Source organism: Streptomyces sp. NPDC006339 (assembly GCF_040612775.1).
Classification (GTDB): domain Bacteria; phylum Actinomycetota; class Actinomycetes; order Streptomycetales; family Streptomycetaceae; genus Streptomyces.
Window position 1 is genome coordinate 1 of record NZ_JBEXQW010000042.1, and the last position, 25,884, is coordinate 25,884.

Annotated in this window: 22 protein-coding genes; 9 read left to right on the forward strand and 13 right to left on the reverse strand. The window is 73.5% G+C overall.

Translation table 11 applies throughout. The features are described 5' to 3' along the window. Positions 1 to 103: 103 nt before the first annotated feature. A complete protein-coding gene (locus ABZ135_RS28905; RefSeq protein ID WP_356699623.1) occupies positions 104 to 1,231 on the reverse strand; it encodes an ROK family transcriptional regulator in 1,128 nt (375 codons plus the stop codon). A 106-nt stretch (positions 1,232 to 1,337) separates the two neighbouring features. Between ABZ135_RS28905 and ABZ135_RS28910 the strand changes: the two genes are divergently transcribed. From ABZ135_RS28910 to ABZ135_RS28920, 3 genes are all read left to right on the forward strand, one after another. Beyond that, positions 1,338 to 2,546 carry an MFS transporter gene (locus ABZ135_RS28910; protein ID WP_356699625.1) on the forward strand — a complete coding sequence of 403 codons (1,209 nt, stop codon included), beginning with the start codon at positions 1,338 to 1,340 and terminating at the stop codon, positions 2,544 to 2,546. 105 nt (positions 2,547 to 2,651) lie between these two features. After that, complete coding sequence (locus ABZ135_RS28915; RefSeq protein WP_356699627.1) at positions 2,652 to 4,052, forward strand: solute carrier family 23 protein; 1,401 nt, start codon at positions 2,652 to 2,654, stop codon at positions 4,050 to 4,052. Between the two features lie 73 nt (positions 4,053 to 4,125). Next, on the forward strand, positions 4,126 to 4,851 hold the full coding sequence (locus tag ABZ135_RS28920; protein WP_356699629.1) for a DUF5995 family protein: 726 nt from the start codon (positions 4,126 to 4,128) through the stop codon (positions 4,849 to 4,851). 6 nt (positions 4,852 to 4,857) lie between these two features. On the opposite strand, the gene ABZ135_RS28925 is transcribed toward ABZ135_RS28920, so the two are convergent. Continuing rightward, positions 4,858 to 6,555: an NAD(P)/FAD-dependent oxidoreductase gene (locus ABZ135_RS28925; protein WP_356699631.1), complete on the reverse strand. Its 1,698-nt coding sequence runs from the start codon at positions 6,553 to 6,555 to the stop codon at positions 4,858 to 4,860. A 60-nt stretch (positions 6,556 to 6,615) separates the two neighbouring features. Continuing rightward, positions 6,616 to 7,422: a carbon-nitrogen hydrolase family protein gene (locus ABZ135_RS28930; protein WP_356699632.1), complete on the reverse strand. Its 807-nt coding sequence runs from the start codon at positions 7,420 to 7,422 to the stop codon at positions 6,616 to 6,618. Between the two features lie 289 nt (positions 7,423 to 7,711). On the opposite strand from ABZ135_RS28930, the gene ABZ135_RS28935 reads away from it, so the two are divergent. Next, entirely contained in the window at positions 7,712 to 8,254 is a 543-nt protein-coding gene (locus tag ABZ135_RS28935; protein WP_356699633.1) for a Repetin, read from the forward strand. A 66-nt stretch (positions 8,255 to 8,320) separates the two neighbouring features. Here the strand turns inward: ABZ135_RS28935 and ABZ135_RS28940 are convergent, their stop codons facing one another. Both ABZ135_RS28940 and ABZ135_RS28945 read right to left on the reverse strand, forming a co-directional pair. Continuing rightward, positions 8,321 to 8,776: an Lrp/AsnC family transcriptional regulator gene (locus tag ABZ135_RS28940; protein ID WP_356699635.1), complete on the reverse strand. Its 456-nt coding sequence runs from the start codon at positions 8,774 to 8,776 to the stop codon at positions 8,321 to 8,323. A 10-nt stretch (positions 8,777 to 8,786) separates the two neighbouring features. Next, on the reverse strand, positions 8,787 to 10,283 hold the full coding sequence (locus tag ABZ135_RS28945) for an amino acid permease (RefSeq protein WP_356699637.1): 1,497 nt from the start codon (positions 10,281 to 10,283) through the stop codon (positions 8,787 to 8,789). A gap of 331 nt (positions 10,284 to 10,614) precedes the next feature. On the opposite strand from ABZ135_RS28945, the gene ABZ135_RS28950 reads away from it, so the two are divergent. Continuing rightward, the gene (locus ABZ135_RS28950; RefSeq protein WP_356699639.1) at positions 10,615 to 11,631 is read left to right on the forward strand and encodes a GDSL-type esterase/lipase family protein; all 1,017 of its coding nucleotides are present in this window, start codon (positions 10,615 to 10,617) and stop codon (positions 11,629 to 11,631) included. A 141-nt stretch (positions 11,632 to 11,772) separates the two neighbouring features. On the opposite strand, the gene ABZ135_RS28955 is transcribed toward ABZ135_RS28950, so the two are convergent. The 7 genes from ABZ135_RS28955 to fmt form a co-directional block, all read right to left on the reverse strand. Continuing rightward, a complete protein-coding gene (locus tag ABZ135_RS28955) occupies positions 11,773 to 13,215 on the reverse strand; it encodes a GuaB1 family IMP dehydrogenase-related protein (protein ID WP_356699640.1) in 1,443 nt (480 codons plus the stop codon). A 65-nt stretch (positions 13,216 to 13,280) separates the two neighbouring features. Continuing rightward, positions 13,281 to 13,661 carry a barstar family protein gene (locus ABZ135_RS28960; RefSeq protein ID WP_356699642.1) on the reverse strand — a complete coding sequence of 127 codons (381 nt, stop codon included), beginning with the start codon at positions 13,659 to 13,661 and terminating at the stop codon, positions 13,281 to 13,283. Next, positions 13,648 to 14,151 (reverse strand): ribonuclease domain-containing protein, encoded by a 504-nt coding sequence (locus ABZ135_RS28965; protein WP_356699644.1) that lies wholly within the window; start codon positions 14,149 to 14,151, stop codon positions 13,648 to 13,650. The genes ABZ135_RS28960 and ABZ135_RS28965 overlap by 14 nt, the downstream gene beginning before the upstream one ends. Positions 14,152 to 14,212: 61 nt before the next feature. Beyond that, positions 14,213 to 15,262 carry a sugar-binding domain-containing protein gene (locus tag ABZ135_RS28970; RefSeq protein ID WP_356699646.1) on the reverse strand — a complete coding sequence of 350 codons (1,050 nt, stop codon included), beginning with the start codon at positions 15,260 to 15,262 and terminating at the stop codon, positions 14,213 to 14,215. Between the two features lie 159 nt (positions 15,263 to 15,421). Then, positions 15,422 to 16,105, reverse strand: a complete 684-nt coding sequence (gene rpe / locus ABZ135_RS28975; RefSeq protein WP_345490277.1) for a ribulose-phosphate 3-epimerase — start codon at positions 16,103 to 16,105, stop codon at positions 15,422 to 15,424. Between the two features lie 96 nt (positions 16,106 to 16,201). Continuing rightward, complete coding sequence (locus ABZ135_RS28980) at positions 16,202 to 17,641, reverse strand: transcription antitermination factor NusB (RefSeq protein ID WP_356699648.1); 1,440 nt, start codon at positions 17,639 to 17,641, stop codon at positions 16,202 to 16,204. A gap of 151 nt (positions 17,642 to 17,792) precedes the next feature. After that, positions 17,793 to 18,725 carry a methionyl-tRNA formyltransferase gene (gene fmt, locus ABZ135_RS28985; protein ID WP_356699650.1) on the reverse strand — a complete coding sequence of 311 codons (933 nt, stop codon included), beginning with the start codon at positions 18,723 to 18,725 and terminating at the stop codon, positions 17,793 to 17,795. Between the two features lie 223 nt (positions 18,726 to 18,948). Here fmt and ABZ135_RS28990 point away from each other — a divergent pair, with 223 nt between their 5' ends. After that, entirely contained in the window at positions 18,949 to 19,467 is a 519-nt protein-coding gene (locus ABZ135_RS28990; RefSeq protein ID WP_356699652.1) for a hypothetical protein, read from the forward strand. Between the two features lie 135 nt (positions 19,468 to 19,602). On the opposite strand, the gene ABZ135_RS28995 is transcribed toward ABZ135_RS28990, so the two are convergent. Then, positions 19,603 to 21,768 carry a primosomal protein N' gene (locus tag ABZ135_RS28995; protein ID WP_356699654.1) on the reverse strand — a complete coding sequence of 722 codons (2,166 nt, stop codon included), beginning with the start codon at positions 21,766 to 21,768 and terminating at the stop codon, positions 19,603 to 19,605. A 245-nt stretch (positions 21,769 to 22,013) separates the two neighbouring features. On the opposite strand from ABZ135_RS28995, the gene ABZ135_RS29000 reads away from it, so the two are divergent. From ABZ135_RS29000 to ABZ135_RS29010, 3 genes are read left to right on the forward strand one after another with little or no spacing between them, the layout of a single operon-like run. Next, positions 22,014 to 23,222, forward strand: a complete 1,209-nt coding sequence (locus ABZ135_RS29000) for a helix-turn-helix transcriptional regulator (protein ID WP_356699718.1) — start codon at positions 22,014 to 22,016, stop codon at positions 23,220 to 23,222. Further along, positions 23,215 to 23,964 (forward strand): toll/interleukin-1 receptor domain-containing protein, encoded by a 750-nt coding sequence (locus ABZ135_RS29005; RefSeq protein ID WP_356699656.1) that lies wholly within the window; start codon positions 23,215 to 23,217, stop codon positions 23,962 to 23,964. The genes ABZ135_RS29000 and ABZ135_RS29005 overlap by 8 nt, the downstream gene beginning before the upstream one ends. After that, positions 23,961 to 25,880 (forward strand): hypothetical protein, encoded by a 1,920-nt coding sequence (locus ABZ135_RS29010; protein ID WP_356699658.1) that lies wholly within the window; start codon positions 23,961 to 23,963, stop codon positions 25,878 to 25,880. The genes ABZ135_RS29005 and ABZ135_RS29010 overlap by 4 nt, the downstream gene beginning before the upstream one ends. The last annotated feature ends 4 nt before the right edge of the window (positions 25,881 to 25,884 follow it).

Sequence of the window (25,884 nt, forward strand, 5' to 3'; positions counted from 1 at the left end):
GGCCCCGTCCCGTACGACATGGCGTCCGCCCACGATCGTGTGCCGCACGTCCGCGCTCCCCTGTCGGGGGCGCGGCGCGGGTGCGTTTCCGGCGCCTGCCCTCTTACGGGAACAACGCGTCCTGCGCCGCGTCGCGGGCGGTCAGGAGCGCGCCGCGCAGGATGGCGGCGTCGCCGAGGGCGGTGGCCCGGACCTCGGTGGGCAGGGGCGAGAGCTCGGCGAGGCGGGCCTCGACGCGGGCGGCGAGCTCCGGGCCGCCGCGGTGGCCGGTCTCGCCGGCGAGGACGACGCAGCCGGGGTCGAGGACGGCCGCGACGGCGGCGGCCCCGATGGCGAGCCGGTCGGCGAGGGCGTCGAGGAAGGGGTCGTCGCCGGATTCCAGGGCGGTGGCCGGGTCGAGTCCGTGGGCGCGGGCGAGGGCGTCGACGGCGCCGGCGCAGGCCAGCTCGTCGAAGCCGCCGTCGCAGCCGTGGGCGGAGGGCAGCCCGGAGGTGCCCGGCACCGGCAGGAAGCCGATCTCGCCCGCTCCCCCGGAGGCTCCTCGGCGCAGCCGCCCGTCGAGGACGACGGCCGCGCCGACGCCCTGGCCGAGCCAGAGGAGCACGAAGGTGTCGCGGTGCTCGCGGGCGGCGCCCTCGCGCAGTTCGGCGACGGCGGCGAGGTTGACCTCGTTCTCCACCAGGACGGTGGCGGGCAGCCGTTCCTGGAGGGCGGCGATCAGGCGGCGGTGCCATTCGGGGAGCTGGGCGGTGTCCCGCAGCTCCCGGGTGGCCGGGTCGATGAGGCCGGGGGCGCCGACGGCCACGCTGTGCAGCCGGGCGGCGCCGGCCTCGGCCGCGGTGCGTTCGAGGAGCGCGACGGCCCGGTCGGCGGCCGGTCCGGGGGCGGCGTCCTCGTCGACCGGCAGGGACGCCTCGGCGAGGGTGCGGCCGAGGAGGTCGGCGACCACGACGCCGACGGACCGGGTGCGCACGTCGAGGGCGGCGAGATGGGCGCGGTCGGCGACGATCCCGTACAGCTTGGCGTTGGGGCCGCGGCGCTCGGCGCCGGTCTCGCCGACGACGTGGACGAGTCCGGAGTCGCGGAGGCGTTCCACGAGGTCGGCGACAGTGGGGCGGGACAGTCCGGTGAGCGTCTTGAGCTGGGTCGCCGTCAACGGGCCCTCGTCCTGGAGCAGTCGCAGGGCGAGCCGGTCGTTGATGGCCCGTGCGGTGCTCGGGGATGCGGCCATGCGGGGATCCTCTCAGACGGGCTCGGACTGCCGTTCGTCTCGCCCACTATTTATCAGGCAGGGTTCCTGATAGTTTACGCCGAGACCACGACCCAAGGGAGGGACCATGGCGGCGCAGACCGTCTTCAGCACCGAAAGGCTGCGCCGGGCGCGGTTCGCCGTCGCGGCCGTCTTCTGTGTCCACGGCGCCGTCACGGGCAGCTTCGCCACCCGTATCCCCTGGATCCAGGACCACGCGGGCGTCAGCGCGGGCCAGTTGGGTCTCGCCCTCGCCTTCCCGGCGATCGGCGCCTCGCTCGCGATGCCGGTGGCCGGCGCGATCAGCCACCGCTTCGGCGCCCGCACCGCGCTGCGCGGGCTGCTCACGCTGTGGACCCTGTCGCTGATCCTGCCGTCGCTCGCGCCGAACGTCTACGGCCTGTGCGCGGCCCTCTTCGTCTACGGCGCCACCGCCGGCATGTCCGACGTGGCCATGAACGCGCTCGGCGTCGAGACCGAGAACCGGCTCGGCCGCTCCATCATGTCGAGCCTCCACGGCATGTGGAGCGCCGGCGCCCTGATCGGCTCGGCGGCCGGCACCGTCGCCGCCCACCTCGGCGGCGACGCCCGGCTCCACCACCTGATCGCCGCCCTGGTCCTGACCGCGACCGGGCTCGTCTGCTGCCAGGGCGTGCTCGACCTGCAGAGCGCGCCCGAGGAGGAGGCGCCGCCGCGCTTCTCGCTGCCCCCGAAGTCCGCGCTGGTCATCGGCGCCATCGGCTTCTGCGGGGTGTTCGCGGAGGGCGCCAGCCTGGACTGGTCGGCCGTCTACCTGAAGGACGAGCTGGGCACGTCGGCCGGCCTGGCCGCCGCCTCCACCACCGCCTTCGCCCTCACCATGGCCGTGGCCCGGCTCGTCGGCGACCGGGTCGTGGACCGCTTCGGCGCCGTGCGCACGGTACGCGTCGGAGGCGTGGCCGCGACCCTCGGCGGGCTCCTCGTCGTCTTCGCCTCGCACGCGGCCCTCGCGCTGGCCGGTTTCGGCCTCATCGGGCTCGGCGTCGCGGTCGTCGTCCCGCTGGCCTTCGCCGCCGCGGGGCGCAGCGGCCCGAACCCGAGCCAGGCCATCGCGGGTGTCGCCACCATCACGTACACCTCGGGTCTCATCGCCCCGTCGGCGATCGGCGGGATCGCCGACGCGACCTCGCTGGTCTTCTCCTTCGGCCTGGTCACGCTGCTGGCGTTCGGTCTCGTCCTGGGCGCGGGCGTGCTGCGGCCGGGCGGCCGGAGCACGGCCGGGGCGGCGAAGGCCGGTCCCTCGGGCGGGGTCCGCTGACCGGCGGAGCACTACGATGTGGCTGGTCTTTTTCGGTCCCGCCGCCGGTCCCGGCACGACGGGACCGGCGGCCACCGGAATCCCCCCGAGAACTGGAGCGACCACATGAGCCTCGGCGTGCGCTGGACCCTGCACGGCGACGGGAGGACACCCGCTCCGGGAGCCGTCGTCCGTCCGGACGAGCGCCTCTCCTGGCCCCGTACGGTCGGGCTCGGCGCGCAGCACGTGGTGGCCATGTTCGGTGCCTCGTTCGTGGCCCCGGTCCTCATGGGTCTGGACCCGAACCTGGCGATCATGATGTCCGGCGTCGCCACCGTGATCTTCCTGCTCGCCACCCGGGGCACGGTCCCGTCCTACCTGGGCTGCTCGCTCTCCTTCGTGGGTGTGGCCGCCGCGATCCGGGCCTCCGGCGGCACCAGCGCCACCGTGACCGGCGCGGTGCTCGTGGTCGGCGTGGTGCTGTTCCTGGCCGGTCTCGCGGTCGCGAAGTTCGGTGCGCGGATCATCCACGCGGCGATGCCGCCGGTCGTCACCGGCGCCGTGGTCATGCTGATCGGCTTCAACCTGGCCCCGGTCACCGCCTCCACGTACTGGCCGCAGGACCAGTGGACGGCGCTGCTCGTGATGCTGTTCACCGGCCTCGCCGTGGTCGCCCTGCGCGGCTTCTGGTCGCGGATCGCGATCTTCCTCGGCCTGATCTTCGGCTACGGCATCTCCTGGGTCTTCGACCTGGTCTTCGGCAAGATCCACTCGATGTCCCCGAGCGGTCAGGTCACCGACCACTGGCGGCTCGACCTCTCCGGCGTCGGCAAGGCCGACTGGATCGGCCTGCCCTCCTTCCACGGACCGAGCTTCGAATGGTCCGCCATCCTGGTGGCCCTGCCCGTGGTGATCGCGCTGATCGCCGAGAACGCCGGACACGTCAAGGCCGTCGGCGAGATGACCGGCGACCCGCTGGACGACAAGCTGGGCACGGCGATCGCCGCCGACGGCGCCGCCTCCATGCTGTCGACCGCCGTCGGCGGCCCGCCGAACACCACGTACTCCGAGAACATCGGCGTCATGGCCGCGACCCGGGTCTACTCCACCGCCGCCTACTGGGCCGCGGCCGGCTTCGCCCTGCTCTTCGGCCTGTGCCCCAAGTTCGGCGCGGTCGTCGCCGCGATCCCCGGCGGCGTGCTCGGCGGCATCACCGTGATCCTGTACGGCATGATCGGCCTGCTCGGCGCCCAGATCTGGATCAACGCCGAGGTCGACCTGCGCAACCCGCTCAACCTGGTGCCCGCCGCGGCCGGCATCATCATCGGCGTCGGCGGGGTGAAGCTCACCTTCACCGACACCTTCGAGCTCGGCGGCATCGCGCTCGGCACCCTGGTCGTCATCACCGGCTACCACGTGCTGCGCGCCTTCGCCCCGGCCCACATGAAGCGGCAGGAGCCCCTGCTCGACGCCGGCACCAGCTCGTACGAGAGCACGGGCGGTCAGGAACCCGCCGCCAAGCCGTAGCCGATTCGCCCGATCTGGGGAAGCCGGGCGGCGGAATCCTTCCGTCCGGCTCTCCGGCTGCCACCCTGCACCCATGACATCCACGGCGCAGACGCAGGACACGGCGCGGCAGGACATCGAGATCGGGCCGTTCACGGCCGTCGATCCGGTGGTGGACCGGATGCGGGCCATCCGCGCGGCCTGGCACCCCGCCGACGGGGTCGCCGTCTTCAACCGGGTCTATCTGACCGTCACCGAGGAGATCGGCCGGGCCATCGAGGCGGGCACCTTCACCGACCGGCGGGCCGCCGCCACCCTCGACGTGCGCTTCGCCCAGCGCTATCTCTCGGTCGTCGACGCCGTCGCCACCGGCGTCCCGGCCCCCGCCTGCTGGCGGCCGCTCTTCCACTACCGGCGCCACCCCGGCGTACGGCCGCTGCAGTTCGCGCTCGCCGGGATCAACGCGCACATCGGCCACGACCTGGCCCTCGCGGTGGTCGACACCTGCCGGACCCTGGACTGCGCGCCCGCCGACCTGGAGGACGAGTTCCACCGGGTCGGCGACGTGCTCGTCCTCCTGGAGGAGCGCATCCGGGAGGAACTGATGCCGGGCCCGGACCTCCTGGAGGTCACGGACCCGCTGACGCATCTGCTGGGCTGCTGGAGCCTGGACCGGGCCCGCGACGGGGCCTGGCTCGCCGCCCGCTCGCTGTGGCAGTTGCGGCGGCTGCCCGACCTGGCCGAGGAATTCACCGAGCGCCTCGACCGGTCGGTGGGCCTGGTGGGGCGGATGATGCTCACGCCCCTCACCAGGCCCTGACCGGGATCAGTCCTCCGGCAGCTCGACCGGGGCGATCTCGTCGTAGACGTCGCCCGGGCCCGGGTTGGTGGCGTCGGTCTCGCCGCCGAAGTGGTGCATCACGCCCCACACCGCGTTGAGCGCCGTCTGCACCGCGCCCTCGGCCCAGCCGGCCGTCCAGGAGATGTCGTCGCCGGCGAGGAAGATGCCCCGCTTGTCCTCGGGCAGCCGGTCCTGCATGAAGTGCGTGAACAGGCGGCGCTGGTAGCGGTAGTGCCCCGGCAGGTTGGCCTTGAAGGCGCCCATGAAGTAGGGCTCGTTCTCCCAGGAGACCGTCACCGGGTTGCCGATGATGTGCTTGCGGATGTCGACCTTCGGGTAGATCTCGCCGAGCGACTTCAGCATGACCTCCATCCGCTCCTGCGCGGACAGCGGCAGCCACTTCAGGCTGTCGTCGCACCACGTGTACGACAGGCAGATGACGGCCGGCTTGTCCGGGCCGTCGTCCAGGAGGTACGTGCCGCGGGTCATCCGGTCGGTCAGCGTCATCGACATGACGTCCCGGCCGGTCTCCTCGTCCTTGTCCAGCCAGAACGGCCGGTCGACGGGCACGAAGAGCTTGGAGCTCTCCATGTAGTGGGTGCGCTCGATCGCCGTCCAGTGGTCGATCGGGAAGAGCGAGTCGTCACAGGCGATCTTGGACAGCAGCATCCAGGACTGGGCGGTGAAGATCGCCGCCTGGTACGTGCGGATGTCGCCGGACGCGTCGGTGACGGTGATCCGGTTGCCCGCGGTGCGGTTCAGGCGCGTGACGGCCGGCTTGGGCTGCCCGCCCTCGTGCAGGGAGCTGAGCGAGGTGCCCTGCGCCCAGTGGACGATCTTCTCCGGCTCGCGCTCCCACAGGCGCAGCGGAAGCTGCTGGGAGCCGCCGACGATGCCGCGGTGGTGGTCGTCGGCCTCGGTGTAGACGACCCGCAGGATCTCCAGGATGGAGTTCGGGAAGTCGGTGTCCCAGCCGCCGGTGCCGAAGCCGACCTGGCCGAAGATCTCGCGGTGCCGGAAGGACTTGAACGCCTCCGACTCGCAGAGGAACCCGTAGAAGGTCTGGTTGTCGAGCTTCTCGACGAGCTTGGCCCAGATCTCGCGGATGCGCGGCACGTCGCGCTCGCGCATGGCGCGGTTCATGTCGGAGAAGTCGGCGCCCTCGTCGAGGCACTTGTTCCAGGCGGCGGCGACGTCGCGGTAGACCTGCGGCAGGTCGGCGATGGTCTCGGCGTAGTGCGTCTCGCCCTTGAGGTCGACGACGGTCGACGGGGTGGCCTCGGCCAGCGGGTTCGGGAACGGCCGGGTCTCGAGACCGACCAGGTCGATGTAGTGCTGGAGCGCGGTCGAGGAGGGCGGGAAGCGCATGGCGCCCATCTCGGCGGTCAGACCCTCGGCGCCGGTGCCCTCGAAGCCGACGGTGCGCAGCCGGCCGCCGATCTGGTCGGCCTCGTAGACGACGGGCTTGAGGCCCATCTTCATCAGCTCGTAGGCGGCGATGATGCCGGAGAGCCCGCCGCCGATGACGGCGACCTCGGTGCCGTGCTCGGTCGCGGGTATCTGGCCGAGGCCGGCCGGGTGGGCCAGGAAGTCGTCGTAGGCGTAGGGGAAGTCCGGGCCGAACATGGTGATCGGCGGCTGACCGTCGGTGTGCTGGACGGCGGTGGGCACCGTGGACGTCATGGGGTACGGACTCCTTGCGCGAAACAGGTGAGGCAGGGGGGGAGGCGGGGGCGGGCCGGCTCAGACGAGGGAGCCGTAGAGCCCGGGGCGGCGGTCGCGGAGGTAGGGGTTGTCCTTCCGGGAGGCCGCCAGGAAGTCGGGGTCGACCTCGCCGATCACGAGGTCCTCGCCGCGCCCGGCGCGGGCCCGGGCGGTGCCGTCGGGGCCGGCCAGCGTGGACAGGCCGACGAACTCGAAGTCGCCCTCGGGCCCGGTCCGGTTGGCGTACGCGATGTAGAGCTGGTTCTCGAAGGCGCGCACGGGGACGACGGACTCGGGGACGATCTGGGCCGGGTGCATCAGCGCGGTCGGCACGAGGAGGAGGTCCGTGCCGGCCAGCGCCTGCGCCCGTACGTTCTCGGGGAACTCGACGTCGTAGCAGATCATCAGGCCGACGGTGAGGCCGCCGAGCTCCGTCTGGACGACGCCGTCCTCGCCGGGCGTGAACCACTTCGCCTCGAAGTCCCCGAAGAGGTGGGTCTTGCGGTAGTGCGCGAGCACCGCGCCGTCGGCGCCGAGGAGCTGGGCGGAGTTGTACAGCACGCCGTGCCGCTCGGTGTCGCGCTCGGGGTAGCCGTAGCCGACGGCCAGGCCGTGGCGGGCGGCGATGTCCGCGACCGCGCGGGCGGAGGGGCCGTCGGAGGGCTCGGCGAGCCGCGCGAGGTCGGGCCCGATGGCGTAGCCGGTGAGGAACAGCTCCGGCGCGAGCAGCAGGTCCGCTCCGGCGGCCGCGGCACGGGCCGCGGCCTCGTCGAGGATCTTCAGATTGGCGGCCACGTCACCGAGCTGTCCGGAGCTCTGGAGCAGGGCGGTGCGCAGCGCGGGCATGGGCGATCCTCGGGGGGCGGAGTTGAGGGGGAAGACGTCAAAAACGGTACGGTTTCGCGCTCGGTCGGGACAAGGCGGGAGCGTTGCGGACCGACCGTCGAACCGTTGCGCGATCCTCCGCGGTGTCGGCGATTCGTTGCGCGGCGCTCCCCCGGGGGTCGTACGGCGTCCCCGCCGCGCGGCGGAGACGGGAACCGTTCCCCGGCGCGACGCCGTGGCGCGGACTGCGCGGAAGAGTGGTGGGCGTCCGGAAGAGAGCCGGACGACCTGCCGAAAGGACCGATGCGCCATGAACCGTCGTACGAAGATCGCCGCCGTGGCGGCCGCCCTGCTGATCACGGCGGGGGCGGCCGGCTCCGCCACCGCCTCGGGGGACGGCAGGGGCGGCGAACGGGAGGCGGCGGCGCTGACCGGCACCGCCAAGCTGTACCGGCCGGGCGGCGACGACATCACCTTCTCCTTCGACGCGCACCTCGCGGCGAAGGACAACATGGACCCGCAGGCCGCGACCGGCACCTTCCGCTACAGCCACTACAAGAACGGCAAGGGCGGCTACGCGGTGGCGAAGGTGGACTGCCTGACCACCGGCGGCAAGGTGGCCGTGGTGACCGGCGTGATCACCGAGACCGATCTGGAGCCGCTGCGGGGCAAGCGGGTCGGGATCTCCGTCCACGACGACGGCAGGCGCGACCGGCTGGGCTACAACTGGGTCGGGCGGGACGCGGACCTGGAGGTGCCGCCCTGCCTGAGCGCCGCCCCCTTCGAGAAGGTGCGGGCCGGGACGGGTGACTTCCGGGTCCTGCCCTGGCTGCCGGTCTATCCGACGGAATAGACCGACCGCCCCGTCCCACGGGGGTGGGCGGGGCGGTCGACGGCCGGGCGGGTCCTCGGCGGGCGGCTACGCGGGCGAGCCGGAGGAGAAGCGCCGCAGCAGCGGCGACAGCACCAGGACGGACTTGGTGCGCTCCACGAAGGGCTCGCCCGCGATCCGCTCCAGGACGCGCTCGAAGTGGCGCATGTCGGAGGCGAAGACCTGGACGACGGCGTCCGCGTCGCCGGTGACGGTCGACGCGGACACCACCTCGGGGTACCGCTCCAGGCCGCGCCGGATGTCGTCCGGCGAGGTGTTGTGGCGGCAGTAGATCTCGACGAACCCCTCCGTCTCCCAGCCGAGGGCCGCCGGGTCCACCCGTACGGTGAAGCCGGTGATGGCGCCCTCGGACCGGAGCCGGTCCACGCGCCTCTTCACGGCGGGCGCGGAGAGGCCGACGAGCGAGCCGATGTCGGCGTAGCTGCGGCGGGCGTCTTCCGCGAGGGCGTGGACGATGCGTTCGTCGAGGTCGTTCAGTCGCACTACGGGTGGATCACTTCTCTGCGGGGGCCTCTGCCAGGGCCGGGGCCGTGGCCAGTCGGGAGCGGCGCATGCCGTACAGGAAGTAGAACACGAGACCGGCCGCCATCCAGGCACCGAAGTACGCCCAGGTGATCAGGTCGAGGCTGTACATGCTGTAGCCGCAGCACAGGAAGCCCAGGACGGGGAAGACCGGGCCGAACGGCACCTTGAAGGAGCGCTCCATGTCCTTGCGGGTGTAGCGGAGCACCACGACGGCGATGTTGACCAGGGCGAACGCGAAGAGCGTGCCGATGCTGGTGGCGTTGACCAGCTCGCCGAGCGGGACCACGGCGGCGAGGACGCCGCACAGCAGCGAGACGATCAGGGTGTTGACGCGCGGCGTGCCGGTGCGGGCGTCGACCTTGCCGAACACCTTGGGCACCAGGCCGTCGCGGGACATCGCGAACAGGATGCGGGTCTGGCCGTAGAGCACGGTGAGGACGACGCTGGCGATGGAGATGACGGCGCCGGCGGCGAGCAGGGTGCCCCAGAAGCTCTGTCCGGTGACGTCGTTCATGATCGCGGCCAGCGATGCCTCGGAGCCGGCGAACTTCTTCCAGTCCCAGGCGCCGACGGCGACGGCGGCGACGAGCACGTACAGCGCGGTCACGATGACCAGCGAGAGCATGATCGCCCGCGGCAGGTCCCGCTTGGGGTCCTTGGCCTCCTCACCGGCGGTGGAGGCGGCGTCGAAGCCGATGTAGGAGAAGAAGAGGATGGCTCCGGCGGCACCGACGCTGCCGATGCCGAGCGGCATGAAGTCGGAGTAGTTGCCGGACTTGAAGCCCATGAAGCCGACGGCGCAGAAGAGCACCAGGGCGGCGATCTTCACGCCCACCATGATCGTGTTCGCGCGGGCCGACTCACGGGCGCCGCCGAGCAGGAAGAGCATGGCGAGGACGACGACGATCAGGGCGGGCAGGTTGAACACGCCGCCGTCGCCCGGGGGCGCGCTGAGCGTCTCGGGGAGGGTGACGCCGATCGTGCCGTCGAGCAGCTCGTTGAGGTAGTCACCCCAGCCGACCGCGACGGCGGCGACCGAGACGCCGTACTCCAGCATCAGGCACCAGCCGCACACCCACGCGACGAGTTCACCCATCGTTGCGTACGCGTACGAGTAGGAGGAACCGGCGACCGGTATGGTCCCGGCCAGCTCGGCGTACGAGAGCGCCGAGAAGAGGGCGGTGAGGCCGGCGAAGACGAACGCCAGCGTGACGGCCGGGCCGGCCTCGGGAACGGCCTCGCCGAGCACGACGAAGATGCCGGTGCCGAGCGTCGCACCGATGCTGATCATGGTGAGCTGCCACATCGAGAGCGAGCGGCGGAGGCTGCCGCCCTCACCCTGGCCACCCTCTGCGACCAGGTCTTCGACCGGCTTGCGGCGAGTGAGGGCAGAGAGCCCGGAGAACGTGGGGGCGGTCGGGACGGTCGTGTCCTCGGCCGGTGGGGCTGCGCCGTGGTCCAGCACTGCGGAGGCTCCTTATCGCTGCCTGTGACGAGGCGAGGACCGCGGCGGTACGCGGGCATGTCGAGACAGCCCACGGGGGAAGGGGGAACCGCCGAGCAGGCGGTCGCCGCCACTCCTGGTACGAGGCATGAGCCTAAGCGCTGAGGCTTCGCACTCGTAATGCAGGGTTGTTGCGCACTACCGAATGATCATTGCGCGCTTCCGGCACAGACGGGGAAACATTGCGCTCCCCCGCATGAATCGACACATCGGGGGCGTACGGAGGGCCGTTCACGTGCATGGACTTCATGGGGGGCGCGACCCGCGCCCCACCCGCCGATCGGAGGTCCACGTGAGCTGGCTGGAACCGGAACCCTTTCTGCGCGGCACGGCATGGCGGGACGGCGACCGGCCCGTCCGGGCCGATCCCGCGGACCTGGGGCGGCTGCCCCGGGACGTCGCCGCCCGGGCCGCGCTGCCCATCGGCGTCCGGGTGGAGTTCCGGGCGGCGCCGGGCACCCGGGCGGTGGAGCTGCGCTACCGGGCGGCCGTGCCGGCGGCGGGCGACGCCCTGCGGGCGCTGCGGCACGGCTTCGCGCTGTGGGACGGGGCGCGCTGTCTCGCCGAGGTGTTCCCCGAACCGGCCGAGGAGTCCGTCGTCCGCATCGAACTCCCTCCCGACGGCGGCGAGTTCGTCATCCATCTCCCCGAGGGGCAGGCGCCGGTCGTGCGGGGCCTCAGGCCGGTCGGCGGAGCCCTGGCCCCCGCGCCGCGCCGCCCGCGCTGGCTGGTCCACGGCGACTCCATCACCGAGGGCTGGTGGTCCACCCGCCCCGCGCACTCCTGGCCCGCGACGGCCGGCCGGGCGCTCGGGCTCGACCCGGTGAACCTCGGCTACGCCGGCGGCGCGCGCGGCGAGCTGCCCCTCGCCGAGCAGTTGTCCCGCCTCCCGGGCGAGCTGATCACCCTCGCCTTCGGCACCAACTGCTGGGGCGCCGTTCCCTGTTCGGCGCCGCTGCTGTACGAGACGACCCGCGCCTTCGTCACCCTGGTCCGCCGCGGCCACCCCGCCACCCCGCTGCTGCTGCTCTCCCCCGTGCTGCGCCCGGCGGCCGAGCGGACGGGGAACGCCCTGGGCGCCACGCTCGCGGAGCTGCGCACGGCGATGGAGGAGGCCGTACGGGACCTCAGGGCGGCCGGAGACGCCCGTCTGGCGCTGCTGCCCGGCCGGGACCTCCTCGGCCCGGAGGACCTGGCCGACGGCCTCCACCCGAACGACCGGGGCCACGCCCGCATCGCGTCGGCGGTGGCGGCGGCCCTGCGCGAGGCGGGCTTCGTGGGGCGCGCGGAGGTCAGCCCGGCCGCCTGACCGGGACCGTGCGGCAGCCGGCCGGGGCGTACGGGAACGCGTGCGGCAGCCGGCCTGGTCGTACGGGAACGCCGTGGGCCCCCGGGAGCGATCTCCCGGGGGCCCACGGTTCACCGAAACGTTTCGGTAGCCGCTGCGGTACTAGCTCCAGCTCGCGTGCAGCGGCTTGCCCTCCGCGTAACCGGCGGCGGACTGGATGCCGACGACGGCCTTCTCCTCGAACTCGGCGAGCGAGCCCGCACCGGCGTAGGTGCAGGAGGAGCGGACACCGGCGATGATCGAGTCGATCAGGTCCTCGACGCCCGGGCGCTGCGGGTCGAGGAACATCCGGGAGGTGGAGATGCCCTCCTCGAACAGCGCCTTGCGGGCGCGGTCGTAGGCGGACTCGTCCGAGGTCCGGTTCTTGACGGCGCGGGCCGAGGCCATGCCGAAGGACTCCTTGTACGCGCGGCCCTTGGCGTCGTGCTGGAGGTCGCCGGGGGACTCGTAGGTGCCGGCGAACCAGGAGCCGATCATGACGTTGGACGCGCCGGCGGCGAGCGCCATGGCGACGTCGCGCGGGTGACGGACACCGCCGTCGGCCCAGACGTGCTTGCCGTACTTCTTCGCCTCGGCGGCGCACTCCAGGACGGCCGAGAACTGCGGGCGGCCCACACCGGTCATCATGCGGGTGGTGCACATGGCGCCGGGGCCCACACCGACCTTGATGATGTCGGCGCCGGCGTCGATGAGGTCCTTGACGCCCTCGGCGGCGACGATGTTGCCCGCCACGATCGGGACCTGGGGGTCGAGCGCCCGGACGGTCCTGATGGCGCTGATCATCGACTCCTGGTGGCCGTGCGCGGTGTCGATGACGAGCGTGTCCACGCCCGCGTCGAGCAGTTGCTTGGCCTTGCCCGCCACGTCGCCGTTGATGCCGACGGCGGCGGCGATGCGCAGCCGGCCCTTGGCGTCGACGGCCGGCGTGTACAGGGTCGCGCGCAGGGCGCCCTTGCGGGTGAGGATGCCGACGAGCTTGCCGTCCTTGTCGACGGCCGGGGCGTAGCGCCGGTTGTGGTGGTCCAGGGTGTTGAACGCCTCGCGCGGGTCGATGTCCGCGTCGAGCAGCAGCAGGTCCTTGGACATGACCTCGGACAACTGGGTGAAGCGGTCCACGCCGGACAGGTCGGCGTCGGTGACGACACCGACCGGGCGGTTGTCCTCGTCCACGACCACACCGGCGTCGTGCGCCCGCTTCGGCAGCAGCGAGAGGGCGTCGGCGACGGTCTGGTGCGGGGCCAGGACGATCGGGGTGTCGAGGACGTGGTGGCGGGACTTGACCCAGCCGATGACGTCGGTGACGACCTCGATCGGGATGTCCTGCGGGATGACGACCAGGCCGCCGCGGCGGGCGACGGTCTCGGCCATGCGGCGGCCGGCGATGGCGGTCATGTTGGCCACGACCAGCGGGATCGTCGTGCCGGTCCCGTCCGGCGAGGAGAGGTCCACGGCCTGGCGGGAACCGACGGCCGAGCGGCTCGGCACCATGAACACATCGTCGTACGTGAGGTCGTACGGCGGCTTGACGTCATTGAGGAAACGCACGTGCTGACATCCCAGTCGTTCGGATCGGCCCCTAGGCATTTCAGCCAGGGGAAAAAGCACGTAGTTCATTGTCCCACGCCGGGTGCGCGGGGCGATGCGGGCTGATCGTCCGAGCCTGGCGAGGGGGCACTCGTGCGATCCTCCAGATGGGCGAGGTCGCCGCCGAGCGACAGGAGGACCGCGAGGCCGGCGGAGCTGGCCCGGGCCGCCGCCGAGAACACCTCCTGCGCGATGGCCCAGTCGTCCGGTTCGGCCTCGGCATAAGCGTGCCAGCCCGTCACCACGATCGCCATGGGTTCGCGCATATCGGCGAGGCAGTCGGCGAGGGCGTCCCAGTTGCGTCCGAACCAGACGGGCAGCGGCAGGGTGCGGACGCAGCGGTTGATGAACGCGTTCTTGTCCGTGACCCCGTGCAGGTCGAGGACGACGGCGTCATCGATTCTCATCCGGTACCACCTCCCGGAAGCTCTGGTAGTGGTCGTCCGTGTAGTACGTCTCCCCACCCCGGCCGGTGACGATGCGCCGGGCCCCGCGGTCGCGTTCGCCGGGCGTCCGGACCGTGTACTCGCGGTAGTAGCCGCGCTCCCGCCGCGGCAGGAGCCGCTCGAAGTTCGAGAACACCGCCCCGTCCCTGGCGTACGGGAAGGGCCCGCCGCCGCGGATGCGGGCAAGGGTGTCGCGGGCCTCGGGCGGCAGGTCGGCCTCGCGGACGGTGCGGAGGTCCGAGGCCGGGAGGGAAGGGGCGGGGGTGGCGGTACGGGCCGGGGGCGCCGTCGCGGTGGCGGTGGCGGTGGTCGTACGGGCCGGGGGCGCCGTGCCGGGGGCCGTGCCGCCCTCGCCGGAGCAGCCCGTCAGAAGGCCCGCGAGGAGGCCGGTGAGGAGCAGGCAGAGCCCGGCGAGGAGGGCGAGCCCCGGCCGGGCACGACGCTGGATCATGCCCCGATGCTGCCATCGCCCCGCCCTGCGGGCGGGCGGGGCGCGCCCGTGGGCGAGGGGGTCAGATGCCGTCCGGGTCGGCGCGGTCGAGGGCCGGGCGGGGCGCCGGGCTGAACTCGGTGAGCAGGTAGTCGGCCGCGGACCGGTCGGTCACCAGGCTGGTGACGAGACCGGAGCGGAGCACCGCGCCGATCGCCGCCGCCTTGCGCTGGCCGCCGGCGATGGCGACGACCTCGGGGATCCGGCGCAGCCGGTCCGCCTCGACGGTGATGCAGCGCTCGCCGAGGTCCCGGCCGACCCGGCGGCCCTCCGCGTCGAACAGGTGGGCCGACATCTCGGCCGCGACGCCGAGCGAGGCGTAGTGGGCCCGCTCCTCGTCGGACAGCATGTCGTGCACGGTGGAGATGCCCGGCTCCCAGGAGCCGATGGACACGCAGGCGACCGTCACCTTGTCGAAGTACTCGAAGGCCCGCGCGATGCCGGTCTGGCTGCGCAGGGCGTTGGCGGTCGCCGCGTCCGGCAGCAGCATCGGCGCGTAGATGGGGTGCGCCTCGCCGCCGGAGACCTGGGCGGCACGCCGTACCGCCTCCACCGAGCCGCGCTCGGCGGTGCCCGCGTCGTAGACGCCGGTGAGCTGGACGACGGTGCAGGGCGGCAGCCGGTCGAGGGCGGCCGCCATGTGGATGGTGGAGCGGCCCCAGGCCAGGCCCAGGACGTCGCCCTCGGTGACCAGCTCGCCGAGCAGGTCGGCCGCCACCTCGCCCAGGTTCTCCGGGTCGGGCGACTCCTCGTCGCCCTCCGTCGGGGACTCGACGACGACGGCGTGGCGCAGGCCGTAGCGGGCGCGGAGCGCGTCGGAGCGCTCGGCGTCCAGCTCGGCCGGTACGCGGATCTCGATGCGCACGAGGTCGCGCTCCAGGGCGGTCTCCAGGACCCGGGCCACCTTGAAGCGGCTCACGCCGAACTCCTCGGCGATCTGGATCTTGGACTTGCCCTCGAGGTAGAAACGGCGGGCCATGGCCGCCGCCTGCACGAGCTCCGCGGGTCCCATCCGCAGGGCTGACCGTCCCGCCGACATACCCGCCACCGCGATCTCCTCACTGCTGTTCACGTACCGCTGCTCATGTGCCGTGTTTCGGCTGTTGCTGCGCTTCGGTGCTGCTGTTCACACTCTGGGCTCACCGTTCATCCTGTCAGATCCGGCGGGCCCTGATCGGCCGTGTCGGCGGCCCGACGGACCACGTTCACGTACCGGTGGGGCGTTGGAGGCTCAGTGGCCACACGCCCACGGTGCCGAGGCCGTCACGGCCTCCGCCTTGGCCCGCAGGGAGCGGACGGCGGCGGCCGGGTCGGCGGCCCCGTAGACGGCGGAGCCGGCCACGAAGACGTCCGCGCCGGCCTCGGCGCACCGCTCGATGGTGGACTCGGCGACGCCGCCGTCGACCTGGAGCCAGAGCTCGAGACCGTGCTTGGAGATCAGCTCACGGGTGCGGCGGATCTTCGGGAGCATGATGTCGAGGAATGCCTGGCCGCCGAAGCCGGGCTCGACGGTCATGATCAGGAGCATGTCGAGCTCGGGGAGCAGATCCTCGTACGGCTCGATGGGCGTCGCCGGCTTGAGCGCCATCGACGCCCGGGCGCCCTTGGCCCGGATCTCCCGCGCCAGGCGCACCGGGGCGGCCGCCGCCTCCACGTGGAAGGTGACCGAACCGGCCCCGGCCTCCACGTACTGCGGGGCCCAGCGGTCCGGGTCCTCGATCATCAGGTGGCAGTCGAGGGGGGTGTCCGTCGCCCGGCTGAGCGACTCGACCACCGGCACGCCCAGCGTCAGGTTGGGCACGAAGTGGTTGTCCATCACGTCGACGTGCAGCCAGTCGGCGCCGTCGACCGCCTTCGCCTCCTCGGCGAGCCGGGCGAAGTCAGCGGACAGGATGCTGGGATTGATCTGCGCCATGTGCCAAGCCTGCCACGTTCTCGAGGACTTCTTCGCCGCGATCGGGCACGGATCCCGAGAGGCGGCTCCCGTACTGGTACAGACCAGGAGAAACCGTCAGGCGGTTCGGCGGATCAGCGCCAGATACATCGCGTCCGTACCGTGCAGATGCGGCCACAACTGGACGTCCGGCCCGTCGCCGAGGTCCGGCACGCCGGGCAGCAGCGGGCGGGCGTCGATCAGTTCGGCGCCGCCGGTCTTCTTGAGGACGTCGTCGACGACGACCCGGGTCTCGGCCAGGTGCGGGGAGCAGGTCGCGTAGCCGACCACTCCCCCGACCCGCACGGCCCGCAGCGCCTCGGTGAGCAGCCCGCGCTGGAGCGGGGCGAAGCCGTCGAGGTCGGAGGGGCGGCGGCGCCAGCGGGCCTCGGGGCGGCGGCGCAGGGCGCCGAGGCCCGAGCAGGGCACGTCCATCAGGACCCGGTCGAAGGAGCCCTCGCGCCAGGGCGGGCGGGTGCCGTCGGCGGCGATGACCTGGTACGGGCCGGGGTTGCCGGCCAGGGCGCGCTCGACCAGGCGGGCGCGGTGCGGCTGCTTCTCGGAGGCGAGCAGGGCGGCACCGCGCTCGGCGGCCAGCGCGCCCAGCAGGGCCGCCTTGCCGCCGGGGCCCGCGCAGCCGTCGAGCCAGCGGGTGTCGGGGCCTTCGACGGGGGCGTTGGCGAGGGCGATCGCGACGAGCTGGCTGCCCTCGTCCTGGACGCCGGCCCGGCCCTCCCGTACCGCCTCGAGGGCGCCGGGCTCGCCGCCCTCGGCGAGCCGCCGCGCGTACGGCGACCAGCGCCCGGGCTCGGTCTCGGCCGCCGCGGCCAGCTCCTCGGGGGTGGCCCGGCCGGGGCGGGCGACCAGGGTCACCTCGGGCCGCTCGTTGTCGGCCTCCAGGAGCGCCTCGATCCCGGCCCGGCCGCCGCCGAGGGCGTCCCAGAGCGCGGAGACCACCCAGCGGGGGTGCGAGTGGACGACGGCGAGGTGGTCCTCGGCGTCCTCCTCGTAGGGCGGCGCGACCCGCGCCACCCAGGTGTCGAAGTCGTCCTGCGCGATCTTGCGCAGCACGGCGTTCACGAACTTGGCCCGGCCGTCGCCGAGCACCACCCGGGCCAGCTCGACGGTGGCGGACACCGCGGCGTGGCTCGGGGTCCGCATGCCGAGCAACTGGTGCGCGCCGAGCGCGAGCACGTCGAGCACCGGCGGGTCGACCTCGCGCAGCGGCCGGTCGACGCAGGCGGCGATGATCGCGTCGTACGTCCCCTGCCGGCGCAGCGTCCCGTACACCAGCTCGGTCGCGAGCGCCGCGTCCCGCCCGTCGAAGTCCCCCTTGTCCCGGGCCTTCTTCAGCAGCGGCGGCAGCACCAGATTCGCGTACGCGTCCCGCTCGTCCACGGCCCGCAGCGCCTCGAAGGCCAGAATCCGGACGGGGTCCTTCTTGGGCCGGCGGTGGGGCCGGGGGGTCTTGCCGGCGTTCGAGGGCTTCGGGGTGCGGCGACGTGCCTGCTCGCTCAAAGGTGCTCCGCGTGAGGAATGAACTGGTGAAGAGGCCCGGACGACCTGCATCGGGCCTCTCCCAGCGTAGCCCTACGGGGCCCGGGACCCGCAGCAGAGGGCGTGCCCCCTGCCGTCCCCGGGGCGGCGGGGCACCGCGGGCGCTGCGCCGTTACGCCCCGACGCGCTCGCCGGGTGCGATCCGGACGCCGCGGGCCCAGTCCGCCGCCTTCATCGGCTTCTTGCCCTGGGGCTGGACCCACAGGAGTTCGACGGCGTGCGAGCCGGTGCCGACGTACACGTTGTTCTTGCCGACCGCGAGCTCGCCGGGGGCCAGGTCGGTGCGGTCCGGGAGCAGGGCGAGCTGGATCAGTTTGAGGCGCTCGCCGCGGAAGAGGGTCCAGGCGCCGGGGGCCGGGGTGCAGCCGCGGACGACGCGGTCGACGCGGAGGGCCGGGGCGGCGAAGTCGACGTGGGCGTCCTCGACCTGGATCTTCGGGGCGAGGGTGACGCCCTCGGCCGGCTGCGGCACGGCCTTGAGGGTGCCGTCCTCGATGCCGTCCATGGTCGCGGCGAGCAGCCCGGCGCCCGCGAAGGCGAGCCGGGTGAGCAGGTCGCCGCTGGTGTCGGTGGGGCGGACCTCCTCGGTGACGACCCCGTACACCGGTCCGGAGTCGAGCCCCTCCTCGATCTGGAAGGTCGACGCTCCGGTCACCTGGTCGCCCGCCATCAGCGCGTGCTGCACCGGCGCCGCGCCACGCCACGCGGGCAGCAGCGAGAAGTGCAGGTTGACCCAGCCGTGGGCGGGGATGTCGAGGGCGGCGCGGGGCAGCAGCGCGCCGTAGGCGACGACGGGGCAGCAGTCGGGCGCGATCTCGCGGAGCCGCGCGAGGAACGCCTCGTCGCGCGGCCGCTCCGGCTTGAGGACCTCGATCCCGGCCTCCTCCGCCCGCTCGGCGACGGGGCTCGCGACGAGCCGCCGCCCGCGCCCCGCCGGGGCGTCGGGCCGGGTGACGACGGCGGCCACCTCGTGCCGCCCGGAGGCGAGCAGGGCGTCCAGGGCGGGTACGGCGACCTCGGGGGTACCTGCGAAGACGAGCTTCACGCGGGAAAACCTCGTATCTCGGGGAGGTGACGGGCAGCACACCAGTCTAGGGGCCGCCGGCGCGGGGGGGCGTACGGAAGGACGAGCGCCCCGCGCATATGCGGATACGCCCCCGCAGCGTGACCCAAGTCCGGGTGGCGCGTTGGTCAAGAGAGATTGACCGAATCGGGTCGCCCTCCCCCCGCGACCCGCCCCTTTTCACGCCGGTTCGAGAGGCTTATCCATGGCCGACCACGCAACCCACGACGCCCAGGCCCGGGCGAGTCTGCACCTGCTGGTGCGGGACATCGAGCGGGTCCGGCGGCAGGTTGACGCACTGCGCACCCTGACGGCCCAGTTGGGCAATGTCTACCGCCCTCGCCGCTCCGCCCCTTCGACGGGCTTCGTCGTCTACGGACGCGCCCCCGCCCCGACCGTCCGCCTCGCCCAGGAGCTGCGGGACAGCGTCGAGACCCTGGTGACGGCGGCGGTGGACTTCGACCGCTCCCTCGGTTTCTCGTGGGACGCGGTGGGCTCCGCGCTCGGCGTCACCAAGCAGGCGGTCCACCGCCGCTACGGCTCCCGCCGCGCGACCCAGCCGGGCGTCGCCCTGGACCAGGAGCGTCCGGCGGAGACGACCGCGACGCGCACGATCCCGGTGGTCCCGCCGGCCCGCAGCATGCCGCCGCAGCCGACGTCGGGCAGCCAGACCCTCCGCGAGGACAGCCGTCCCCCCGCCTTCCCGGCCCCGCGCAACGGCTGACCGGACGACGTCCGGAGGACGTCCGGACCCCTTCCAGGCCGCCCATGCCGCACGGCAGGGCGGCCTGGCGCGTCGGGGCGCCCGGCCCCGTCGGGGCGCCCTGGGCGTCCGCCGAGGGCACCCGCCGCTCGGCGCTCAGCCGATGTCCGGCGGGTCGACCCGCACCCGTACCGGCTCGCCGCCGCCCCGGGCGAGACGGGCGGCCTGGGCCTTCTTCAGAGCCGCGGCCAGGGCGGCGCCGCTGCCCGGGGGGACGCGGATCAGGGCCCGGTCCCACTGCTCGCCCGGCGGGGTGTCGCCGGGGCGGCGGGGGCCGCCGGGGCGGGTGACGGGCAGCGGGACGGGACCGAGGACCTCGGCGTCGGCGGGCAGTTCGGCGGCGGACAGGAAGGCCGCGAGGGCGTCCGGCGGCGCCGCCACCGCCGCCATGCGCGAGACGGGCGGGAAGCCCAGCTCGGCGCGCTCGGCCAGCTCGCGCTGGGCGTGGCCGACGGGGTCCCAGCGGACGAGCGCCTGGACGGGGCGCAGGGTGGGTTCGGCGACGACCACCACCGTGCCGCCCTCGCCCTGGCCGCGCACGAGCGAGGCCGCGTCGATCCAGCGGCGCAGCGCCTCCTCGCCGGCCCGCAGGTCGGGGCGGCCGAGCATGGCCCAGCCGTCGAGGAGCAGCGCGGCCGCGTAACCGCCCTCGGCGACCGGTTCGGCGCCGGGGGTGCTCACCACCAGCGCCGGCCGGCCCGGCACCCGGTCGAGGACATGGTCGCGTCCCGAGGTGCGTACGGGCACGGCGGGGAAGGCCCGGCCCAGTTCCTCCGCCGTGCGCCGGGCGCCGACCACCTGGGCGCGCAGCCGGGTGGAGCCGCACGCCACGCAGTGCCAGTCGGCCGCGGCCTTCCCGCACCAGCCGCAGTGCAGTTCCTGCTGCTCGGGGGCCTCCAGAGGCCCGGAGCAGTGCCGGCAGCGGGCGGGGGTGCGGCAGCGCTGGCAGGCGAGCCGGGGTACGTAGCCGCGGCGGGGCACCTGGACGAGGACCGGGCCCGTCTTGAGGGCCTCCCGTACGGTCTCCCAGGCCAGGGACGGCAGCCGGGCGGCGCGGGCGGCCTCGTCGCGGGCGAGCAGCTCGTCGCCCACGGTCCGTACGAGCGGGGCGGCGGCCCGCACGTGCTCGCGTCCCGGCATCAGGGGCCTGGCCCAGCCGGACTCGACGAGCTGGGCGGCCTCGACGGTGCAGCTCGTGGAGCCGAGCAGGAAGGCGCACCGGTCGTGGGCGGCGCGCAGCAGCAGCACGTCGCGGGCGTGCGGCTGGGGGGCGTGCGGCTCGCTGTGGCTGGTGTCGCCGTCGTCCCAGATGACGGCGAGGCCGAGGTCCCGTACGGGCGCGAACATGGCGGCCCGGGTGCCGACGACCGCGCGGACGGCTCCGCGCCGGACGGCGAGCCACTGCGCGTACCGTTTCTCGGGCCCGGCCTCGGCGGTGAGCAGGGCGTGGCGTCCTTCGCCGAGCAGCGCGGTCAGGGCGGCGTCGACCCGGGAAGCGGCCCGCCCGTCGGGGACGACGACGAGCGCGCCCCGGCCGGAGGCGAGGGTGGCGGTGACGGCGCGGGCGATCTCGTCGGCCCAGTACGGTCCCGGCAGCGCGTTCCACACGGCCCGGGGCGCGCCGCCGCCCGCCAGCGCGTCCAGGAACGCCGCTCCCTGCTCGTAACGCCCCCAGGTGCCCGGCTCGGGCGCGGCCGGCGGGGGCAGCGGCGCGGGCGAGGGTCGGCTCTCGGCGCGGGCGTTGCGCGGCGGCACGGCGAGCTGGAGGACATCGGCGAGGCTGCCCGCGTAGCGGTCGGCGACCGCCCGGGCGAGTCCGAGCAGCTCGGGTCCGAGCACCGGCTCGGGCGAGACGACGTCGGCGAGCGCGGCGAGCGGCCCCGAGTAGTCCGACTCGGCGCGCCGCTCGACGAGGAACCCGTCGATGAGCCGGCCGCCCTCGCGCCGCCCACCCCGCACCTGGTGCGCCCCGGCCCCGAACCGCACCCGCACCCGCACCCCGGGCCGCGCGGCGGCGTCGAGCTCCTCGGGCACGGCGTAGTCGAAGAACTGGTCGAGGTGCAGCACCCCCTTGTTCACCACGACCCGCGCCACCGGCAGCTCCTTCGCCAGCGCGGCCCCCCGCCACGTCCGCGGCTTCGCCCGCGGCACCTTCGCCTGCCGCACGGTCTCCCGGATGAGCGCGAGCTGCTCGGGCTCCTCGTGCCCGTCGTGGCCGTCCTGCCCGTCGTGCCCCCGGGGCTTCTCGTTCTCGCTGCTCACAGCCCCATACCTACCAGACGCCACCGACAGCCCTCGAAGATCGGGATCAGCCATGCCTTGGCCGAATCGGCGCTCTGTCCGCCGCGCCGGTGTCAATGGAAACGTGAAACAGCCCTGACCGTCTTGTTGCCGTGCCGCCGGCGGATCCAGGCTGTCACGCGGCACGAGGAGGGGAGGAGGGAGCGAAGGTGGACGCTTTGGGCAAGTTCGGTCCCGAGCTGCGTCGGAGGCGGCTGGCGGCCGGCATGACGCTGGACGGTCTCGCGGCACGGGTGCACTACAGCAAGGGGCAGCTCAGCAAGGTGGAGACAGGTCGGCAACGGCCCACTGCCGAGCTGGCCCGGCTGTGCGACGGCGCCGTCGGAGCGGGTGGCGCGCTGGCCGCATTGGCACCGACGGCCGCCGGTCCGGCCCAGCCGAGCCGCCGTCTGGTGATGACCGCCGGTGCTGCCTCGGCCCTCGCCCTCGGTGTGCCGTCGGCCCCCGTCCCGGCCGCGGCGGAGGGCGTGGCGGATGCCGTCGGCGGGCAGCTCCTCGACGGCGTGCGGGCACTGTTCGAGCAGTTCCGCAGGCTGGGCCAGACGGCTCCGGCCTCCGTGGTCCTGCCCGCCCTGGCCGCCCAGACCCGGTCACTGCCCGCTCTGGCTCACGGAGTCGCGGCACGCTCGGCGCGAGACCTGTACGTCATGGCCTCGCGATACGCGGAGTTCACCGGCTGGATGGCCCAGGAGAGCGGGGACGACGCGGCGGCCCTCGCATGGACGGACCACGCCGTCCGCCTCGCGGAGAAGGCGGGCGATCACGACCTGGCCGCCTACGCGCTGGTACGCCGGGGCCTGGTGGCGCTCTACGCCGGAGATGCCGGAGCCACCGTCGACCTCGTCCAGGCGGCCCAGTCGAGCCGGTTGCCCGCGCGCATCCGTGGCCTCGCCGCCCAGCGTGAGGCGCAGGGGCATGCCTTGGGCGGCGACCGCGACGCCTGCCTGCGCGCACTGGACCGGGCGCGGACGTTCCTCGGCCGGGCTGCCGACACCGGCGGTGATGGCACGCCCATCGTCGGAACCACTCATCTCGGCGATCCCGCCGCCATGGCCCTCGGCTGGTGTCTGCTCGATCTCGGCCTGCCTCGCCAAGCCGCGGAGGCCCTCGACCAGGAGATCGTCCGCATCCCCGCCCAGGCCACCCGCACGCGAGTTCGCTACGGGGCTCGCCGAGCCCTCTCCCACGCGGTCGCGGGAGAGATCGACCACGCCTGCGCCGTGGCCCGGCCGCTCCTCGCGGAGGGTGAGGCGCTCGCCTCCGCCACGATCCGCGTCGACCTGCACCGGCTCTCCCGCGTCCTCGCCCGTCATCCCCGGAACGCGGCCGTGCGGTCCCTGGCCCCGCATCTGGCCGCCGCGCTCCACGACACCGCCCCCACCGCTCCCGTACGAGAGGCAGTCCCGCGTGCCTGAGATCTTCATCAACTACCGAACCGGTGACGGCAACGAGGTCGCCGCCCTCCTCGACCAGGGGCTCTCGCGGCGCTTCGGCGACGACGCCGTCTTCTTCGCGGGGCGCTGCATCCCGGCAGGCAGGGGCTTCCCCCGTGAACTGCTCACCCACGTCCGCCGCAGCAGTGTCCTGCTGGCCGTCATGGGGCCGGACTGGGCCACCCACCCCGGCCTCCGTGACGAGGACGACTGGGTCCGCAGGGAGATCCTGGAGGCCTGGCGCTGCGGCATCGATGTGATTCCGATCCTCCGGGGCCGGCGGACGGAGCGGCTCAGCGCCGCCGCCCTGCCGGCCGAGCTGACCCCGTTGGCAGAACTGAACTCCTTACGGATCGACTCCCCCAGCCACGATCGGGACATCCGACACATCGGTGACGCGATCGCCGGACTGGTCCCGCGGCTCGCGGCCATCGACCTCACGGCGCCGCCCCCGGCGGAGGAGCAGTCAGGTGGGACGCACAACGCGATCTCCGGCGGCAACAGCGGTTTCAGCCTCCAGGCACGCGAGGTGGGCGAGATCGGCACGATCATCACGGGCCCGACCGGCCCGGTCCACACCGGGTCGGGGGCTCAGTACAACCAGAACCACGTCCACCGTCCGCACCTCTCGGGCGACGGCGCTGCCTATGTGGCGGGCGACAACCACGGAGGGATCTCACACCGGTTCGGCCGCGCCGAGAGAGACGAGGCCGACGGTCGATGAGTGGAACGGCCTTCACGGGGGTGAACAGCGAGGGCGGGCCGGTGCACACCGGCACAGGCCCGCAGCACAACCACTTCTACTTCCACGAGGTCAAGGCTTCCGGGGCGTCCCCGCTCCGGCCGCTCGCCGCAGACCACCTCGCGTGGCTCGCGCAGCGGTTCGTGGCGCCGACCGGCATGAACGAGGCCGCACGTCTTCTGGATCGTCTCGGCACGCTCCTGCTGGACGGCACGCCCGGCAGCGGGCGAAACGCGACAGCTCGGATGCTCCTGCACAAGACGCCCGGTCACCGGGTACCGCGACAGCTCCTGCCCGAGGACGACAACGCGAGCCCGGACCTGCGAGGTGAGCAGGTGGGCGACGGAGACAGGCTGCTGCTCGACCTCTCGGACACCGACGGGCCGGTGTGGGATGACCTGCAGGAGAAGCTGCCGGCTCTCCACCAGACCGTTCGCGAGCGCGGGGCGCACCTGGTGGTGATCGTTCCGCACGCCACAGGGCACCTCCGCGACCACTTGGCAGCGCATCGGCGCACCATCGTCCGGCCGGACGGCACGCGCGTCCTCATGCGGGCGTTGCGGCAGGAGGAGTCCCCTCTCGTCGAGACCCCCGAGGAGCTGGCCCCTCCGGTCCACGCCTACCTGGCGACCGCTCCCCCGCTGCGGGACGTCGCCCGCCTGGCCCGTCTCCTCGCCGAGGCCCGGCAGGCGGAGCCGGGAAAGGGCACCGAGCGTTGGTGCGAACTGGCCCTCACGAGCCTGCGGGATCTCGGTCGCCGGGTGGCGACGGACATCGCCACCTTGGAGGACGGCTCACAGCGCGCCCTGCTGCTTGCGACCGCCATGCTGCCCGGTGCCCGCCCCGAAGCGCTGCACTCCGTGACCGAGCTGCTGCTGAGGACGGTCGGGCACCCGGCCGACGACCGTCCGCTGCTCGAACGAGAGGACCTGTCTCAGCGGTTCTGGAAGATCGGGGCCTCCGTCCGGCCCGACGGAGCGGTGGTGTTCGATCTCCCGGACTACGCGGCCGCCGTACGTGGCCACTTCTGGATGCACCGTCCGGGGATGTGGTCCGACTTCCAAAAGTGGGTCGATCGCTCCGTACGACTGGCCTCGCTCGACGGCCAGGACCGGGACGCGCTCGTCGCCGGGTATGCCGAGCAATCGCTGCGCACCGGGCAGCGACGGCCTCTCCTCGCTCAGGCACGGGAGTGGTCCGCCGAGGGCGACCCCCGCCTGGTACAGGCCGCCGTCCAAGCCCTCGGCCACGGGCTGAGCGACATGCGCGCGGGCCGTGAATTCCGGCAGCAGGTCTACTCCTGGTCGGTGGACGACAAGACCCCGACCGGGCTCGCTCGCGCGCTCGTAGCCGTATCGGCAGACGTCATCGCGGACAGCCATCCGGATCAGGCTCTGGTACGCCTCCACCACTTGGCACGGCGGGCCGACGCTCGGAGCACGGACGCGGTGCGCCGCCTGCTCGCCCTCGCACTCCCCGACGAACGGCTGCACGGCAGGCTTCTCCGTCGTGTGGCCAACGATCTGGTGAGGCACTCGGAACGCGGCGACATAGAGCTGTTCCGGGCCTGTGCCGAGCCGCCCCGCGTGACGTCGCCCCGCCGGGGCGGCTCGACACTCGTCGACGACCCCATAGGGCGGGAGCTCCTCACGTCCTCCTGGCGTGCCCTTTTCACCACGCGGGACCGAGCCGCATGGCTCCCCGCGGCGGAGGAATGGATCGCCGCAGCCCACCCCCGTCAGGCCCATGCCGACGCCCTGCTCGACGTTCTCGTCGAAGCCGCCGGTGACAGCCCCGCGGTGCTCGCTCTGCTCTACGTGACCGCGCTCCGATACCCCTGCAGCGCGCTGCTGCGGCACAAGGTCGATGCCGCTCAGGGCATCCGGCCGGCCTCCTGAGCAC